Consider the following 18,045-nt stretch of genomic DNA (forward strand, 5'->3'; position numbering starts at 1 on the left):
ATCAAGATCAAGATCAAGATCAAGATCAAGATCAAGATCAAGATCAAGATCAAGATCAAGATCAAGATCAAGATCGAGTATGAGTTTTTTGCTGGCTGTTGTTTGCCATTTAGTTGATTGCTTTAGGCGGACGCCAGTCATGAATGGAGTTGTGACTCGAATCATGACTCTCGTCCATGTACATATCCGGTGTAGGAGCGGCCTAGTGCCGCGATGGGCCGCGCAGCGGCCCCAGTATTTAAATCACAACAAACAAACTCGGGCCACAGCGCGCCCCATCGCGGCCGGTCCGGCGCCCCGGCGAGGCCGCGCCTACAGGAAATGGTAGGTAGTTTAAAGTTTTTTGAATGCAGCTACACCACTATGAAAGAGACTGATCTATAAAGTGCAACGAGATACCCAATTTCCGTTCTCGCCAATACGTGACCCACCTGAAAAACGTCCCTCCATCAATCCGCTAGCACCCAGATCCAACACAGGACCGCTGCTCCCCCGTATCGATGCTGACCACCACCGACATACCCGGCCGCAGCCGCGCAGCTTCTGGCTGCCCCGCATCCACCGTGATACGCACCGGTATCCGCTGGGCGATCTTGACGAAGTTGCCGGTCGCGTTGTCCGCCTGAAGCAACGCAAACTCCGAACCCGTAGCAGGGGAGATCTGTTCGATGTGCCCGTACAGCTTCAAGTGGTTCAAGGCATCCACCGTGAAACTGGCCGGCTGACCGATGCGCACGTCGGCCATCTGCGTTTCTTTCATGTTGGCGATGATCCATAAGGTATCGGGCACCAGCGCCATCAGCTGGGCACCTGAGTTGACATAGGCGCCCAGGCGCGTGCCGATCTGCCCCAGCTGCCCGTCCCTGGGGGCAGTGACGCGGGTGTTGTCCAAGTCGATACGGGCCAGGGCCACGGCTGCCTTGGCGTTCTCGACCGCAGCCAGCAGCGCCGCGCGGTTGACGATCACCGACTCACGATCCTGCCGAGCGATCTCAAGCGCGGCCTTGGCCTGCGCAAGGCTCGCCGCCGCTGCCGCTTCGCTGGCGCGGGTAACATCCAGTTCGCGTCGTGACACTGACCCATCGCTGACCAGCGCCTGGTTACGCGACAGATCGGCCTTGGCTTTGGTCAACTGCGCGGCGGCGTCATTGATGGCAGCCTGGCGCTGGGCGATGGTCGCTTCGGCGCTCTTGCGCTGCTGGGCATTGTTGGCCAGCGCCGCCTCTTGTTGCTGCTGCTGGGCGATGGCCTGGGCCAGGCGCTGGGTGTAGATGCGGTCATCGAGCTTGACCAGCAACTGGCCTGCCTTGACGTGCTGGAAGTCCTGCACGGGCACCTCGACGATGTAACCACTCAATTGCGGACCGATGATCGTGACCTGCCCGCGAACCATGGCGTTTTCGGTACTTTCGATGGCGCTGCTGAAAGGTGGCAGCCGCCACGCATACAGCACCACCAGCACGCCGACCAGAGCGACACAGCCGAATGTGATGGCAGACAGTATGCGCACCTTGCGGGTGCGTCCAGGTGAGGTCGGCTCGCTGGGTGGCGGTGTGCCTTCCGGCGCTTCGGCGATGGCGGTCGTGGTGGTGGTGCGGGATTCTTCGGTCATCGTGTCGGTGCGCCAAGGGATGGGTCGGTCAGGCGGGCCTGACGTTTGCTGTACCAGAGCCAGGTGCCGCGTATGCAGATCCAGATCATGGTGAGAATAGCGATAGTGCCAATGAGCATGAAGACATCGTTGTAGGCCAGCACATTGGCTTCTCGGGTGGCCGCGCTGGCCAGTTGGCGCATGCCCACTTCAGTACGCAGGGCGGGGTCGGCGATCAGGCGCCCGACGCTTGCACCACCACTTTGAACCCGGGCGGTGACCAGCGGTTCCACGCTGCCCAAGTGGTCCATGAGGTGACTTGAGTGAAATTTTTCCCGCCAGATCTGGAACGTGCCCAGCAGCGCTGCGCCGATCAGGCCACCGAGGTTGTTGCAGATGCCGAACAGCACCGAGAAGCTCACCAGGTTCTGCGGATTGGCCCGCACATGGCCGATGCCCAGGGCCATGGAGGGGCCCAGGAAGAACGTACTGCCGAACGCCAATAGAAACTGGCTCAGGTACATCTGTGCAGGGCGGGTCAGGTTGCTCGACGTGCTGTCCATGAAGGCCCCTACCGCCATGGCCAGCAGGGAGATCAGCAACGGTAGGATCAGGTGGTTGGGGTTGATGGTCAGGGCGCTGGTCGCCAACCCGGCGACCGCACCGAGCAGCATGATCCAGTACAGCGAACGCATCTGTTCGCTGGACATGTTGAGCATCTGCAGAAAGCCGACTGCGCCGGTGGATTGCTCGGAGGTGACCATACGGATGAGGATCACGCACAGCCCCAGGCGGATGATGGCGCCGCTGCCCAGCCACCGCGTCATCAGCAAGGGGTTCTCGCGGTTGTGCTCGATCGCCAGTCCACTGAGGATCAGGACGATCGAGCCTGCCAGCGCCATGCCGATCCATGGCGCATCCAGCCACCAGTCGATGCGACCAAGCGACAAGGCAGCGCAAAGCAGCGCCGTGCCGCTGGCCATCAGGGCGAAGGTGAGAAAATCCAAGGGCTCGAAGGTCTTGAAGCGGTCACCAGGTGGCAGTTTGAGCAGAAGTACGCAGCCCAGGGCTGTCAGCGCCAGCCCCAGTTCGAACAAATAAAGCCCCCGCCATTCGGCGATCAGCAGCAGGTCTTCTGAAAATATCCGTGCCAGCGGCAAGGCCAGCTGGGAAGCACCAAGGCCCAGGACCATGGCCTTGAGCCGCCACTGCGCAGGAAAGGCCTGGATCATGTAGTACAGGCCGAGCGAGGTCAGCGCGGCGCCCACCATGCCGTGGGCGGCCCGCACGGCAATGGCCGAGTTGAGGTCGTTGACCAGCAGGTGGGCGAAGGTCACCAGGGCATAGAGCACCAGGAACACTTCGGTGAAGGCACGCAAGCCAAATTGCTGGCGAAACTTGACCAGCAACAGGTTCATGGACACGTTGGTCATCACATAGGCCGCTGGCAGCCAGGCCATTTCCGCCGTGGTCGCGCCCAGTGCACCTTGCAGAAACACAAGGTTTGCGGTCACCAGCGCGTTGCCCAGCCCGCCGGTGATGGCGACCAGCAAACCGACCAGGCCATAGGCCAGGCGCTTGGCTGGGCTGTGCAGGGGCGTGGACGGCGAACCTGGCAGGGTCGGTTTCTCGTGGGGCAACCACTGGCGGGGTGCGTACTTGTCCATGAACCAGCCTATCTAAGGTGTTGAAAGCGGCCGTTGCTTGGCCGCATGCGCTTGCGTCGATGTCATCCAGCGCTGCTACAAAGCCCGTGCCAGGAAGGGTGCTGTACGGCTGTGCTCAGTCGTGGCTACCTGTTCGGGCGTGCCGCTGGCGACCACCTTGCCGCCGGCATCGCCCGCACCAGGGCCGATGTCGATCACCCAATCGCACTGGGCAACCACGCGCATGTCGTGTTCGACCACCACCACGCTGTGGCCGTTGTCCACCAGGCGGTTGAGCTGCACCAGCAAGCGTTCGACATCTTGTGGATGCAGGCCGTTGGTGGGCTCATCGAGCACATACAAGGTGGCGCCGCGCGCCTGGCGTTGCAGCTCGGTGGCCAGCTTGATCCGCTGCGCTTCGCCCCCTGACAACTCCGTTGCCGGCTGGCCCAGGCGCAGATAGCCCAAGCCTATGTCTTGCAGCACCTGAAGCGAACGCCGCGCCGAGGGTTGATCCTCAAACACGCTCAGCGCCTGTTCCACGGTCAGGTGCAGCACCTCGGCGATATTCATGCCACGCCAGACAACCGCGAGGGTCTCTGGATTGTAGCGGGCCCCGTGGCAGGTCGGGCAAGGCGCGAACACGCTTGGCATGAACAGCAACTCGACACTGACAAACCCTTCGCCTTCGCACGTAGGGCATCGGCCCTTGGGAACGTTGAAGGAGAAACGCCCGGCATCGAAACCCTGGGCCTTGGCCTGTTCGGTACTGGCGAACAATTTGCGCACATGATCGAACAGACCGGTGTAGGTGGCCAAGTTGGAGCGAGGCGTGCGGCCGATCGGTTTCTGGTCTACCTGCACCAGCCGCTTGATATGCTCAAGGCCTGCGCTGACGCGGCCCGTGCTCACCTGCTCTGGCTCATCTTCCAGGTCCGCCTCCTGAGTATCCTGTGAAGCCTCGACGTGGCCCAGGTGTGCGCCCACCAACTCCAGCAGGGCCTGGCTGACCAGGCTCGATTTGCCGGAGCCCGAGATGCCGGTCACCGCCGTGAAGCAGCCCAGCGGGAACGCTGCGCTGAGGTTGTCGAGGTTGTTACGGGTTATGCCTTCCAGGTGTAGCCAGGCCTGGGGCTCGCGTAATGGGCGCGGTGTCTTGTCCTGTACCTGGAACAGATAGCGGGCCGTACACGATTGCTCGACCTGGGCCAGGCCAGCCGGCGGGCCGCTGTAGAGAACCTCACCTCCGTGCTCCCCGGCGGCCGGCCCCACGTCCACCAGCCAGTCCGCACGGCGCATGGTGTCCAAGTCGTGTTCGACCACGTACACCGAATTGCCCGCCTGCTTGAGGCGCTGCAGGGCTTCGAACAAGGCCTCACTGTCAGCGGGGTGCAGGCCGGCGGAAGGCTCGTCAAGCACATAGACCACGCCAAAGAGCTGCGAATTGAGCTGCGTGGCCAGGCGCAGGCGTTGCAGCTCGCCCGAGGACAGGGTAGGGGTACTGCGCTCGAGCGCCAGGTAACCCAGGCCGAGCTCGAGCAGCGTGTCGATGCGCACCAGCAGCTCACTGGCGATGCGTTGCGCGGCCAGGCGTTTTTCAACGGTCAGGTCATCGTCCTGGGTCAGGTACTCGGTTGCCGCCACCTTGCGCAGTACCTCGGCCAGGGCCTGCAGGGGCAGTTGCGACAGCGCTGCGATGTCCAAACCTGCAAAGGTGACACTCAATGCCTCGGGCTTGAGACGTTTGCCCTGGCACGTGGGGCAAGGACTTGGGCGCATGTAGCGGGACACGCGCTTGCGCATCTGCGCGCTTTGCGAGTGCATGAACGTATTCAGCACATAGCGCCGGGCGCCGGTAAACGTGCCTTGGTAGCTGGGCTCTGCCTTGCGCTTGAGGGCAGCGCGTGCCTGGGCGGGCGTGAGGCCCGCGTAGACCGGCACGGTGGGTGTTTCTTCGGTGTAGAGAATCCAGTCACGCTGCTTCTGGGGCAGATCGCGCCAGGGTACATCCACGTCATAGCCCAGGGTGACCAGAATGTCCCGCAGGTTCTGCCCTTGCCAGGCCATGGGCCAGGCAGCCACTGCCCGTTCCCGGATGCTCAGCGAGGGGTCGGGGACCATGGTCGCCTCGGTGACCTCGTAGACCCGGCCGAGCCCATGGCACGCGGGGCAGGCGCCTTGAGGCGTGTTGGCCGAGAAATCCTCGGCATACAGCATCGGCTGGTTGGCAGGGTACTGGCCTGCGCGCGAGTACAGCATGCGGATGGAGCTCGATAACGTGGTGACACTGCCCACCGAAGACCGCGCACTCGGGCTGCCACGCTGTTGCTGCAGCGCCACCGCTGGCGGCAAGCCTTCGATGGCGTCCACGTCGGGCACACCCACTTGATCGATCAGGCGCCGAGCGTAAGGCGCCACCGATTCGAAATAGCGGCGCTGGGCCTCGGCGTACAGTGTTGAGAAAGCCAAGGACGACTTGCCGGAACCCGACACGCCGGTAAACACCACCAATGCGTCGCGCGGTGCATCGACATCGACATTCTTCAGGTTGTGCTCGCGCGCACCCCGTACACGAATGAAACCGCTGAAGGCGGGTGTGTCGCTTGGCATGTGGCTGTCCTTGCTTGGCAGTTGGGTCGGGAAGACATAGCAGGCAATCGATCACGTGTGTGGCCTGCGGTCGAATGGGGATCGCACGCTGTAGGACGCTTCAAGCGGCCAGGAGGTTCTACCGGGCAGCCTGCGAGCTGAGCGGAGCGTGGCCATCGACCTGGACGCACACCTGTCGGTCGCCCACCGTTTTGCAGGGCCAATGATCATTGATGTAAGCATCCGGGGTGAAACACACCCGGTCATCGTTGACCCAGAACATGTGGCCGCTCGATCCGGAGAGACGCAATTGGGCGCACGGCCGATAGTCCTTGATCATGAGCGTTGCCGTGCTCACTGCAATCATCACCGGGGCCGCGATGCACATCGCCATGAGGGTGACCTGGAAGGAGCGGAGCTGGAAACGGTCAAGCCGGGACGCCCGCGGCGGGTCGAACTTGCGGCCGGTAAAAAGGCCAATAATGGCGGCGAGGACCACAATGGGCGTCAACGGAATCACACCGATCATGAAGAGCGCCTTGAACGAAGTCTCGACTACCGGGGCGTTGCGGTACAGGCGGCCAAAGACCGGCAGCACATCCACCCAGATGGCATACATCGCCAGGCTGCACACTGCGACCATGCCCAGTCCCAGCCCCAGGGCTACGCAGCGAAACAAAAGCGGGCTGCGCAGGTGAAGTTCAGCCTGCTGTTTCATCGCTTCCCGCCGGCGCCCTGTCTGTGCCCAATAACGCCCATAGGCGCGCATCTTCGAAGTTATCGATGACCAGGCGCGCACCTGCCTCGATCAAACGTTGTGGCGTCTGGGTGGTGGCAAGGCCGACTGTGAAGATCCCGGCAGCGCTGGCTGCCCGAACGCCCGGCAGCGAGTCTTCGAACGCCAACGCCTGGTCGGCATGGGCCTGCAGCCGCTGCAGGCCGGTCAGGTAGGGAAGCGGGTCGGGTTTGGGCTTGGCCAGTTCATCGGCAATCACCACGTGGTCGAACCTGTCGCTCAACTTCAGGCCTGCGAGCATGTGTTCGGCATTGAGCCGTGGGGCATTGGTTACCACGCACATGCCTACGCCGTGGGTGCTGGCGTGATCGAGCAGACGAATCAGCCCAGGCAGCGGCTCGAGCTTTGGCGACATTTCACGGAAAAGCGCTTCCTTGCGCTCGGCCAGTGCCTGGCACTGCGAGGCACTGGCGCCTTCGAACAACTCGGCGAACAGTTCGCCATTGGCCCGGCCACTGATCTGGGCATCGAACTGGTCCTGGCTCAGTTCGCGGCCATCGTACTCATGCAGTAGCTGGCGAAAAGCCTGTAAATGGAGGGTATCGGTGTCTGTGAGGGTGCCATCGAGGTCGAACAGCAAAGCATTGAGCATCAGGATTTCCCAGTCAGGTACAGGGTGGCCAGACGATGATAACCAATGACGACGACGAAGGGGGCTGGTCAGCGTGCTCCGGAAAGAGTACAAATGTGCTCCATGGACACTCTAACCCCCAAGCGCCGCGCCATTTTCGATTTCATTCGCGAGCGCATCACCGAACAAGGCCAACCGCCTAGCCTGGCCGATATCGCCACGCGCTTTGGTTTTGCCTCACGCAGCGTGGCCCGCAAGCACATCACCGCGCTGTGCCAGGCAGGCTACATCGACGTCACACCCAATCAGGCCCGCAGTATTCGCCTGGCAAGGCCGTTACGCCGGCCTGAAATGCTGGAACTGCCGGTTCTCGGGCAGGTCGCGGCCGGTGCGCCGATCGGGCCGGACCTGGACATTCACGAGCAATTGCTGCTCGACCCCAGCCTGTTTCGCCGCACCCCCGATTACCTGCTCAAGGTGCGTGGGGACTCGATGATAGGTGACGGCATCCTCGACGGTGACCTGGTCGGCATCCGCCAGCAGGGCGATGTGCGTGAAGGGCAGATCGTGGTCGCTCGGCTGGACGGCGAGGTGACCATCAAGCGCCTCCAGCGTCTGGGCGAGGGCTATCGGCTGCTGCCGCGCAACCCGGCTTACGCGCCGATTGACGTAGGGCCGGACCAGGATCTCTTCATCGAAGGCATCTTCTGTGGCCTGGTGCGGCGCGACTGATGGGCGCGGTCGTCGATCTGGACAGGCTGCTCGACCAGCGTCGGGTGTGGCGCGGCCGTCAAGCCCAGGCCCGGCCACTGGGCCTGCAACCGACCGGGCATGCCAGCCTGGACGAACGCCTGCCCGAAGGCGGCTGGCCGGCAGCGGCCCTCAGCGAATTGTTGCTCGCCCGCCCTGGCAGCGGCGAACTGCAACTGCTCTGGCCCACGCTGGCGCGCCTGAGCGGCGAGGGCGGACGCGTGGTGTTGGTATCACCTCCCTTCATCCCTTTTGCACCAGCCTGGCAGGCGGCGGGCATCGACTTGCGCTGGCTGTTCCAGGTCGACGCGGGCACCACAGACACCCTGTGGGCCGCCGAGCAGTGCCTGCGTTCAGGCAGTTGTGCCGCTGTGGTGTGCTGGCCGGAACGCGCCGACGACCGCGCCTTGCGCCGCTTGCAGGTCGCGGCGGAAACCGGGCAGGCCCTGGCGTTCGCCTGCCGCGCGCAAGCGGCCCTGCACAACCCGTCGCCTGCGGCATTGCGCCTGGCCATCGACCTACGCCCACCCCAGTGGCGGGTGCTCAAATGCCGTGGCGGCATGCCGCCAGCCCAACCGATCGCGTGTTCAAGGCAGGGATGATGGATCATGTTGTGGGCCTGCATTCTATTTCCGCAGCTGGCGCTGGACAGCCTGCTGCGCGAGCGCGACGACCGTGACGCACCCCTGGTGCTGCTGGGTGGTCCCAGTCAGCGCCGGGTCCTGCAATCGGTCAACCCAGCGGCCGCCGCCCTGGGGCTTCGCGCCGGTCAAACCCTGACGGCAGCCCGTGCCCTGGCTGACGGCTTCACCTGCCTTGAAGTCGACCCAAGGCGCATCGATGCGTTGCAGCAGTTGCTGGCCGCCTGGGCCTACCGTTTCAGTGCCCAGGTCAGCTTGCACTACCCGCGAACCTTGTTGCTGGAGGTAGGGTCCAGCCTGCAGTTGTTCGGGCCGTGGCCAGTATTGCAGGCGCGCCTGCGCCAGGAACTCTCTGCGCTGGGCCTGCGTCAGCGCATCGTCCTGGCCAGCAACCCGGTGGCTGCGCGCATGCTGGCCAATGCTCACGACGGGTTGGCGTTGGAGGATGCCGCTTCGACCCGTGCAGCGTTGGCCGAAATGCCCATCGACCGGATCGGCCTGCGACCGGAGGATGCCCAGGCCTTCAGCCGCATGGGATTGCGCCAGCTCAATCATGTGCTGGCGCTGCCGCGTGATGCACTGGCCAGGCGCTTTGCTCCTCAGGTGCAGTTGCACCTGGATCAGTTGCTGGGCATGCGCAACCTGGGCCTTGCGTTCTTCGAACCGCCCGATCGTTTCGACGCGCGGTTGGAGCTGAACTTCGATGTGGAGTCGCATCAGGCGCTGTTGTTCCCATTACGTCGCCTGCTGACCGACCTGGCCGCGTTCCTGGCGGGGCGCGACTGTGGTGTCCAGCGTTTCAAGGTGTACATGGAGCACGCGCAGGGCCCTGACACCCAGCTCGACGTTGGATTGTTGGCTGCAGAACGCGACCCGGCCATGTTGCTGGAACTGGCCCGTGGCAGGCTGGAATCGGTGCGCCTGAAGGCGCCGGTGCGTAACCTGCGCCTGGTGGCCGAGGATTTGCCACCGTTCGTACCTCAACACAAGGCGTTGTTCGACCCGCGTGCCCAGCAGGCCCAACCGTGGGAACAACTGCGCGAACGCTTGCGTGCACGCCTGGGTGACCAGGCCGTGACGGGGCTCAGTGCCTTGGCGGACCATCGTCCTGAACAAGCATGGCAGGCCAATGAAATCGGCCAGTGGTCCAGCCTGTGCGTTGCACCCGGAAGCCGTCCTGGCTGGCTGCTGGCAACCCCCACGGTGCTCGAAGAGCAGGCGTACCAGGTTCAGGGGCAGGCCGAGCGCATCGAGTCCGGTTGGTGGGACGGCGCGGACGTGCGCCGTGATTACTATCGCATCGAAACCCGTGAGGGCCTGCGTGGGTGGGCCTACCGCGACCTCGGCCAAGGCGGCCCGCTGTGGCTGCAGGGCTGGTTCTGATGAGCGGCGTTGGCTACGCCGAGTTGCATTGCCTGAGCAACTTCAGTTTCCAGCGCGGGGCTTCAAGCGCCGATGAGTTGTTCCGCCGGGCTCGCGAGCAAGGCTACCAAGCCCTGGCCATTACCGACGAGTGCACGTTGGCTGGCATCGTGCGCGCATGGCAAGCGGCGAAAGAGCAGGGTGTACGGCTGATCGTCGGCAGCGAAGTGCAACTGCAGGACGGGCCCAAGCTGGTGCTGCTGGTGCAAGACCTGCAGGGCTACCAGAACCTTTGCGCCTTGATCACCCGTGCGCGGCGTCGGGCACCCAAGGGGAACTACCAGCTATTTCGTGAGGACCTGCCTGCGCACAGCACGGGCCTGTTGGCATTATGGGTGCCTGATGATGTAGCCGATCAGGCGGTCGGCCAGTGGTTGAGGGAAGTCTTCGAGCACCGCCTGTGGCTGGCCGTGCATCTTCACCGCGGTGTCGATGACGACCAGCGCCTGGCGCGTCTGCGCGCATTGGCGACGGCCTTGGGTGTGCAGGCGGTGGCGTGCGGGGACGTTCACATGCACGTGCGCGGTCGGCGCGCCCTGCAAGACTGCATGACGGCCATTGGCCGACGGTGCCAAGTGGCTGAGGCAGGGCGCTTTCTGTACGCCAACGGCGAACGTCACTTGCGTACCCCCGCCCAATTGGCCGAGTTGTATCCTGCCGACCTGCTGGCCCAGACCTTGGTGATAGCCGAGCAGTGCCGTTTCGACCTCGCCGAGCTGCGCTACCGCTATCCCGAAGAACTGGTGCCCGCCGGGCATACCCCTGCCAGTTGGTTGCGTCAGCTGTGCGAACAAGGGTTGCCGCTGCGCTGGCCCCAGGGCCCGAGCATCCAAGTCCGCCAGGCCCTCGATCGGGAGCTGGCCTTGATCAGCGAGCTGGGCTACGAGAGTTACTTCCTCACCGTCCACGACATCGTGGCCTTTGCCCGTGAGCAGCACATCCTGTGTCAGGGGCGCGGCTCTGCAGCCAACTCGGTGGTGTGCTTCGTGCTGGGGATCACCGAGCTGGACCCCATGAAGCATCGCTTGCTGTTCGAGCGCTTTTTGTCACGCGAGCGCAACGAGCCGCCGGATATCGATGTGGACTTCGAGCACGATCGGCGCGAGGAAGTCATCCAGTATGTATTCAGGCGCTATGGTCGACACCGCGCGGCGTTGACAGCGGTGGTCAACACCTACCACGCCAGTGGGGCGGTACGCGATGTGGCTCGCGCATTGGGGCTGCCAGCCGACCAGGTGGACGCCCTGGCCAAGTGCTGCGGCCGCTGGAGCGACCGCATCCCCGATGAGCAGCGTCTGAACGAGGCGGGGTTCGATGCAGGCAGCCCGGTGGTGCGGCGCATCCTGGTGCTGGCCGGTGAGCTGATCGGTTTTCCCCGGCACTTGTCGCAACACCCAGGTGGCTTCGTCATCTCGCAACAACCCCTCGATCAGCTGGTGCCCGTGGAAAACGCGGCCATGGCCGAGCGTACCGTGATCCAGTGGGACAAGGATGACCTGGACATGGTCGGCCTGCTCAAGGTCGATGTGCTGGCACTGGGCATGCTCAGTGCACTGCGTCGCTGCTTTGCGCTGGTACAGCAGCACCGTGGGCGACACTTGACCCTGGCCACCGTCCCTGCCGAAGACCCGGCCACGTACGCCATGATCAGCCGCGCCGAGACCATGGGCGTGTTCCAGATCGAATCCAGGGCGCAAATGGCCATGTTGCCGCGTCTGCAGCCCAGAACCTTCTACGACCTGGTCATCGAGGTCGCCATCGTGCGTCCCGGTCCCATCCAGGGCGACATGGTCCATCCCTACTTGCGCAGGCGCCTGAAGCAGGAACCGGTGACGTACCCATCGCCCAAGCTCAAGGCGGTGTTCGAGCGCACCCTTGGCGTGCCGCTGTTCCAGGAGCAGGTGATGGAGTTGGCCATGGTCGCGGCGGACTACAGCCCCGGTGAGGCCGACCAACTGCGCCGCAGCATGGCCGCGTGGAAACGTCACGGCGGGCTGGAGCCGCACCGCGAGCGGTTGCTCGACGGCATGCAGCGCAATGGCTACGAACTGGCGTTCGCCGAACGCATCTTCGAACAGATCAAAGGCTTTGGCAGCTACGGATTCCCCGAATCCCACGCCGCCAGTTTTGCACTGCTGTGTTATGCCAGCAGTTGGTTGAAGTGCCACGAGCCGGCCATCTTCACCTGCGCGCTGGTCAACAGCTGGCCGATGGGGTTCTACAGCCCCGACCAACTGCTCCAGGAGGCTCGCCGCCAGGGCATTGAGGTAAGGCCGGTGGACGTGTGTCACAGCCAGTGGGACTGCATGCTCGAGCCAGGGCCTGGGGGTGAACTGGCAATCCGCATGGGCTTGCGCTTGGTCCGCGGCCTGGCCGAAGCCGATGTGCGCCGGCTCGAACAGGCAAGGGCTATGCAGCCTTGGCGAGACGTCGAGGACCTGTGCCTGCGCTCGGCCCTGGATGAGCGCGCCCGGGCTCGTCTGGCGGATGCAGGCGCCCTGGTCGCGCTGGTCAGGCACCGGCACCAGGCACGCTGGGAAGTGGCGGCGGTACAGGCGCAACTGCCTTTGTTCGCCGACGTGCAGGCGGCCCCCGAGCAGCCGGTCGAGCTGCCGGCGCCTACCGTCGGCGAGGATTTGGTAGCCGACTATCACGCCATGGGCACGACCTTGGGGCCGCATCCATTGACCTTGCTGCGATCCCGTCTGCGGGCACTGGGGTGTCGCAGTTCCGGCGAGCTGCAAGGTGTCGAACACGGCGACGCCATCGCCATGGCCGGGCTGGTGGTGGGCAGGCAGCGGCCACAGACCGCCAGTGGTGTGACCTTCGTTACGCTCGAGGATGAGTTCGGCATGGTCAACGTGGTGGTGTGGCGAGACCTGGCCGAACGGCAGCGGCGTGCACTGGTCGGCGCCCGGCTGATGAAGGTCAGTGGCCGCCTGGAACAGGAAAATGGCGTGCGCCACCTGGTGGCCCGACGCCTGGAGGATGTCAGCGTGCTGCTGCAGGGGCTGGACGTACGCAGCCGGGATTTCCACTGACCCCCTGCAGCACAGCCTCGCTTACACCATCGCCAGGCGCTGCTTGCGGGTAGGGGCCTCGAATGCCTGGTCGATGGCGTTCAGGTCATCGGCGGTCAAGTTCAAACGCGTTGCCTCGGCATTGAGCCTGACATGCTCGGGCCTCACAGCTTTTGGAATGGCGATGACGCCGTTGTGGCGCGTGACCCAGGCCAGGCAGACCTGGGCCGGGGTAGCTCCATGGTCGTTGGCGATTTGCTTGAGCACGGGGTGTTGCAGCAAACGTCCTGCCTGGGCCAGAGGGCAATAGGCCATGATAGGCAATCCATGCTGCACCGACCAGGGCAGCAGGTCGAATTCGATCCCTCGTTGCGCGGGGTTGTAGAGCACCTGGTTGGTGGCACAATCGGCGTTGTTCAATTCGCGAAGGTCATCCACGTCGAAGTTCGACACGCCCCAACGCTTGATCTTGCCAGCCTCGCGCAGCCGCTCGAAAGCGTCCACGGTTTCGTGCAACGGGTATTGGCCGCGCCAGTGCAGCAGGTACAGATCGATGCAGTCGGTACCCAGGCGCTTGAGGCTGCGCTCGCAGGCGGCCTGCGTGCCGTGCTGGCTGGCGTTGTGAGGGTACACCTTGCTTACCAGAAATACCTCGTCCCGACGCCCGGCGATGGCTTGGCCCACCACCTGTTCTGCACCACCCTCGGCATACATCTCGGCGGTGTCGATCAGGCGCATGCCCAGGTCGATGCCTTGTTTCAAGGCGGCGACTTCGGCCGCCCGACGGCTCGGGTCTTCGCCCATGTACCACGTACCCTGGCCGATGCTCGGCACGTTGGCGCCTGCCAATTTCACGTCACGCATGTTACCTCCGGTGGGTGGGTATTGTTCAGTAGAACATCCAGCAGCGCCTGGGCTGCCGTGGACAATGTGTGCTCGCGCAGGGCTATCACGCCAATGCGCCGTTCGACGGCAGGCTCGACCAGGGGGATACAGCGGGCCCCCAGCTCCTGCATCTGGGTAATGCACAGCGCCGGTACCGCGCTGACGCCTAGACCGCTCGCGACCATGCGGCCAACGGTTGCAAGCTGATGGCTTTCGAAAGCCACAGCCAGTTTGCCGTGCTGCACCGCCACGTTCTGCTCGAGCAACAGGCGCACGGCAGAAGGACGCTGCAGCGCCACGAAATCCTCGGCAAGAAGCTGCGCCCAACTGATTTGCGCAAGCCGGGCCAAGGGCGAGTCAGCCGGCACGACTGCAACGAACCGGTCGAGGTACAGCGGGTGAAAGTGCAAGCCCTCGACATTGTCTGGCTCAAAGCCGATGCCCAGTTCGACGCGCCGATGCCTGACCAGTTCCTGTACCTGTTCATTGATGACGTCGTGCACGGTCACGTTGACCTTGGGGTAGCACTGACGAAAAAGCTTGAGGGCCCCTGGTAACAGGTTGCCGGCAAAGGAGGGCATTGCCGCGATGGCCACCCGGCCCAGTTGCAGGGTGAAGCGCTGGCGCAGCATTTCCTCGGTGTCGTCCCAGTCAGCCAGCAGGCGACGGGCCAGCGGCAGCAGTACCTCGCCTTCTGCCGTCAGGCTGACGCTACGTGTGGTGCGGCTGAGCAGGGCACCGCCCAGGTTCTCCTCCAGCGCCTTGATGGTCAGACTCAGTGCGGGCTGTGAGATGTGCAGGTGCTCGCCGGCCTGGGCAAAGCTCTGGAACTTGGCCACGGCGACGAAGGCGCGCAGTTGCTTCACATTCATGGGAATCGCCTATGCTTTGATTTGAAGTGCTTATCAATCGATCATAAAAACAAAATTAACAAATCAGTGAACAGGGGAGAAGATACCCCCATACGCTTACCGACGCCCCGTCGGCTCAACAACTACAAAAGGCGAACCAGCATGGCCGGATTGGACAAACGCGTAGCTACGTACGAACAGGCCCTGGAAGGGCTGACCGACGGCATGACGGTATTGGCCGGGGGGTTCGGCCTGTGCGGCATACCTGAAAACCTGATCGCCGAGATCAAGCGTCGCGGCGTCAAAGGCCTGACCGTGGTCTCCAACAACTGCGGCGTCGATGGCTTCGGCTTTGGCGTGCTGCTCGAAGACCACCAGATTCGCAAGATGGTCGCTTCCTACGTGGGGGAAAACGCCGAATTCGAGCGCCAGCTGCTTAGCGGTGAGCTTGAGGTCGAGCTCACGCCCCAGGGCACCCTGGCCGAAAAAATGCGCGCGGGCGGAGCGGGCATTCCTGCATTCTTCACTGCCACCGGTTATGGCACCCCGGTCGCCGAGGGTAAGGAAGTGCGGGAATTCAATGGTCGCAAGTACATCCTCGAAGAAGCCATCACCGGGGACTTTGCCATCGTCAAAGGCTGGAAGGCTGACCATTACGGCAACGTGATCTATCGCAACACCGCCCAGAACTTCAACCCTCTGGCCGCTACAGCCGGCAAGATCACCGTGGTCGAAGTCGAGGAAATCGTCGAGCCTGGCGTGCTGCTGCCCAGTGAAATCCATACCCCAGGCATCTTCGTGGACCGCGTCATCGTCGGCACCTTCGAGAAGCGCATCGAAAAACGCACCGTCAAGGCCTGAGCGCCCCTACAGAACAACAAAGAGATCCTGACCATGGCACTGACCCGCGAACAGATGGCCCAACGCGTTGCACGTGAACTCAAGGACGGCTACTACGTCAACTTGGGTATCGGTATTCCCACCTTGGTCGCCAATTATGTGCCGGCCGACATGGACGTGATGCTCCAGTCCGAAAACGGCCTGTTGGGCATGGGGGAATTCCCCACCGAAGCGACCCTTGATGCTGACATGATCAACGCGGGCAAACAGACTGTCACCGCCCGCATTGGCGCATCGATCTTCGACTCGGCGCAGTCGTTCGCCATGATCCGCGGCGGTCACGTCGACCTGACCGTGCTCGGTGCCTTCGAAGTGGACGTGCAGGGCAACATCGCTTCCTGGATGATCCCGGGCAAGCTGGTCAAGGGCATGGGGGGCGCCATGGACCTTGTGGCCGGTGCGGAAAACATCATCGTCACCATGACCCACGCCTCCAAGGACGGAGAGTCCAAGCTGCTGCCCCAGTGCAGCCTGCCGTTGACCGGCGCGGGCTGCATCCGCAAGGTGCTCACCGACCTGGCTTATCTTGAGATTGAGGACGGTGCGTTCATCCTGCGTGAAACCGCGCCCGGTGTGAGCGTCGAAGAAATCGTCGCCAAGACGGCCGGCAAGCTCATCGTGGCCGATGATGTGAAGGAAATGACCTTCTAACCCCACATGCAATGTCGCCCTGCTGCGACAAACCCGCTCGTCCAGGTTGCCGCCTTCACCACGGTACCTGGCGGGCGGGTTGGTTGGCGCAGGGTTCGCGCGTTTATGCGCGGCCTTTCATCTACCTATAAAACCAATAAAAGGACGCTTCCGTGGCCGCTGAACTACAAGACAGCCGCTCTGCACGCTTTGCCCTGCGCTGTTCCAACTGGGCCGAGCGCTGGTTCCCCGACTCCTGGGTATTCGCCGCCTTGGCAGTGCTGCTGGTGTGCCTGGGCGCGTTGGCCATGGGGGCCAAGCCCCTGGACACCGCCAAGGCCTTCGGGGATGGATTCTGGAGCCTGATTCCGTTCACCATGCAGATGGCATTCGTGGTCATCGGCGGCTATGTGGTCGCCAGTTCGCCGCCTGCCGCGCGGCTGATCGATCGTTTGGCCCGCATTCCGCGCAACGGTCGCTCGGCCGTTGCGTGGGTAGCCCTGATCTCGATGCTGGCGTCACTGCTCAACTGGGGCTTGTCCCTGGTCTTCGGTGGCCTGCTGGTGCGCGCGTTGGCGCGTCGTACCGACCTCAAGATGGACTACAGGGCTGCCGGTGCGGCGGCCTACCTGGGGTTGGGTGCCGTTTGGGCGCTGGGGCTGTCCTCTTCGGCGGCTCAGTTGCAGGCCAATCCGGCCAGCCTTCCGCCCTCGATCCTGTCGATCACCGGCGTCATTCCATTCACCGAAACCATCTTCCTGTGGCAGTCAGGCGTGATGTTGGGGGCATTGGTCGTGGTGTCGCTGGTCATCGCCTATGCCACGGCGCCGGGTCCCAACAGCGCGCGCAGCGCCGAGGCCTGTGGCGTGGACCCAAGCTTCAGCGCCCCGCCGGCACCGGCGCGTACACGCCCCGGCGAGTGGCTGGAGCACAGCCCAGTGCTGATTTTGTTGCTCGTTGCACTCGCCGCAGGCTGGCTGTATCAGGAGTTCGCGAGTAAACCCGCCATTACGGCCATCTCCGGCCTGAACACCTACAACCTGCTGTTCATCATGCTCGGCGCACTGCTGCACTGGCGGCCGCGCAGCTTCCTCGACGCGGTGGCCCGTGCCGTGCCCACCACCACCGGCGTGCTGATCCAGTTCCCGTTGTACGGCTCCATTGCCGCGATCCTCACCCAGGTCAAAGGGGTCGACGAACAGACGCTTGCCCATCACATCTCGCTGTTCTTCACCCAAATTGCCACCCACGATACCTATGCCCTGTTGATGGGTGTCTATTCGGCGGTACTGGGCTTCTTCATCCCGTCAGGCGGCGGCAAGTGGATCATCGAGGCGCCCTACGTGATGCTGGTGGCCAACGACCTGCAGTATCACCTCGGCTGGGCCGTGCAGATCTACAACGCAGCCGAAGCGTTGCCCAACCTGATCAACCCGTTCTACATGTTGCCGTTGCTGGGGGTGCTTGGCCTGAAGGCGCGCGACCTGATCGGATTTTCTTTCGTGCAGTTGCTCGTGCATGTCCCCCTGGTGCTGTTCCTGTTGTGGGCCTTGGGCACCACGCTGCAATACACGCCCCCGGTCATGCCGTAGCGGCTGTTGATGACCACAGCACTGCGTCTTGCTTTAGGGTGAGGTGCAGGTCTGTGGTCAAGGTGCTTTCTCTCAGCCGCCCCTTGGCGCGCGATTAGCAACAGGCTCCAACCCCCTTGAATTCACCAGGCCACATTCCCACCACCTGCACAACTCAAGCG

General features: G+C 63.4%; 14 protein-coding genes. 7 read left to right on the forward strand and 7 right to left on the reverse strand.

Translation table 11 applies throughout. The features are described 5' to 3' along the window. Positions 1-457: 457 nt before the first annotated feature. The 5 genes from ACK59L_RS11335 to ACK59L_RS11355 form a co-directional block, all read right to left on the reverse strand. Positions 458-1,612 (reverse strand): HlyD family secretion protein, encoded by a 1,155-nt coding sequence (locus ACK59L_RS11335; protein ID WP_058604657.1) that lies wholly within the window; start codon positions 1,610-1,612, stop codon positions 458-460. Then, positions 1,609-3,258 carry an MFS transporter gene (locus ACK59L_RS11340; protein WP_196135842.1) on the reverse strand — a complete coding sequence of 550 codons (1,650 nt, stop codon included), beginning with the start codon at positions 3,256-3,258 and terminating at the stop codon, positions 1,609-1,611. The genes ACK59L_RS11335 and ACK59L_RS11340 overlap by 4 nt, the downstream gene beginning before the upstream one ends. A 75-nt stretch (positions 3,259-3,333) precedes the next feature. Next, positions 3,334-5,847, reverse strand: coding sequence for an excinuclease ABC subunit UvrA (gene uvrA, locus ACK59L_RS11345; RefSeq protein WP_409273643.1), 2,514 nt, complete (start codon positions 5,845-5,847; stop codon positions 3,334-3,336). Positions 5,848-5,965: 118 nt separating this feature from the next. Then, entirely contained in the window at positions 5,966-6,544 is a 579-nt protein-coding gene (locus tag ACK59L_RS11350; RefSeq protein ID WP_409273645.1) for a hypothetical protein, read from the reverse strand. Continuing rightward, on the reverse strand, positions 6,528-7,214 hold the full coding sequence (locus ACK59L_RS11355) for an HAD family phosphatase (protein WP_196127798.1): 687 nt from the start codon (positions 7,212-7,214) through the stop codon (positions 6,528-6,530). Before ACK59L_RS11355 ends, ACK59L_RS11350 begins: the two co-directional genes overlap by 17 nt. A 93-nt stretch (positions 7,215-7,307) precedes the next feature. Between ACK59L_RS11355 and lexA the strand changes: the two genes are divergently transcribed. Genes lexA through ACK59L_RS11375 form a run of 4 tightly spaced genes read left to right on the forward strand, consistent with a single transcriptional unit; the run spans position 7,308 to position 13,047 of the window. Continuing rightward, on the forward strand, positions 7,308-7,925 hold the full coding sequence (gene lexA, locus ACK59L_RS11360) for a transcriptional repressor LexA (RefSeq protein WP_230379093.1): 618 nt from the start codon (positions 7,308-7,310) through the stop codon (positions 7,923-7,925). After that, complete coding sequence (imuA, locus tag ACK59L_RS11365; protein ID WP_409273648.1) at positions 7,925-8,545, forward strand: translesion DNA synthesis-associated protein ImuA; 621 nt, start codon at positions 7,925-7,927, stop codon at positions 8,543-8,545. Before lexA ends, imuA begins: the two co-directional genes overlap by 1 nt. A 6-nt stretch (positions 8,546-8,551) precedes the next feature. Next, on the forward strand, positions 8,552-9,967 hold the full coding sequence (locus ACK59L_RS11370; RefSeq protein WP_409273650.1) for a Y-family DNA polymerase: 1,416 nt from the start codon (positions 8,552-8,554) through the stop codon (positions 9,965-9,967). Then, complete coding sequence (locus ACK59L_RS11375; RefSeq protein ID WP_409273651.1) at positions 9,967-13,047, forward strand: error-prone DNA polymerase; 3,081 nt, start codon at positions 9,967-9,969, stop codon at positions 13,045-13,047. Before ACK59L_RS11370 ends, ACK59L_RS11375 begins: the two co-directional genes overlap by 1 nt. A gap of 21 nt (positions 13,048-13,068) precedes the next feature. Here the strand turns inward: ACK59L_RS11375 and ACK59L_RS11380 are convergent, their stop codons facing one another. Beyond that, positions 13,069-13,890, reverse strand: coding sequence for an aldo/keto reductase (locus ACK59L_RS11380; RefSeq protein WP_409273653.1), 822 nt, complete (start codon positions 13,888-13,890; stop codon positions 13,069-13,071). After that, positions 13,878-14,783, reverse strand: coding sequence for a LysR family transcriptional regulator (locus tag ACK59L_RS11385; RefSeq protein WP_058604648.1), 906 nt, complete (start codon positions 14,781-14,783; stop codon positions 13,878-13,880). Before ACK59L_RS11385 ends, ACK59L_RS11380 begins: the two co-directional genes overlap by 13 nt. 141 nt (positions 14,784-14,924) lie before the next feature. Here ACK59L_RS11385 and ACK59L_RS11390 point away from each other — a divergent pair, with 141 nt between their 5' ends. From ACK59L_RS11390 to ACK59L_RS11400, 3 genes are all read left to right on the forward strand, one after another. Beyond that, on the forward strand, positions 14,925-15,623 hold the full coding sequence (locus tag ACK59L_RS11390; RefSeq protein WP_409273655.1) for a CoA transferase subunit A: 699 nt from the start codon (positions 14,925-14,927) through the stop codon (positions 15,621-15,623). Between the two features lie 33 nt (positions 15,624-15,656). Beyond that, the gene (locus tag ACK59L_RS11395) at positions 15,657-16,313 is read left to right on the forward strand and encodes a CoA transferase subunit B (RefSeq protein WP_023535443.1); all 657 of its coding nucleotides are present in this window, start codon (positions 15,657-15,659) and stop codon (positions 16,311-16,313) included. Positions 16,314-16,465: 152 nt separating this feature from the next. Then, a complete protein-coding gene (locus ACK59L_RS11400) occupies positions 16,466-17,884 on the forward strand; it encodes a TIGR00366 family protein (protein ID WP_196135851.1) in 1,419 nt (472 codons plus the stop codon). The last annotated feature ends 161 nt before the right edge of the window (positions 17,885-18,045 follow it).

The organism is Pseudomonas sp. KCJK9111, from assembly GCF_046231935.1.
In the GTDB taxonomy this organism is placed as follows: Bacteria; Pseudomonadota; Gammaproteobacteria; order Pseudomonadales; family Pseudomonadaceae; genus Aquipseudomonas; species Aquipseudomonas parafulva_B.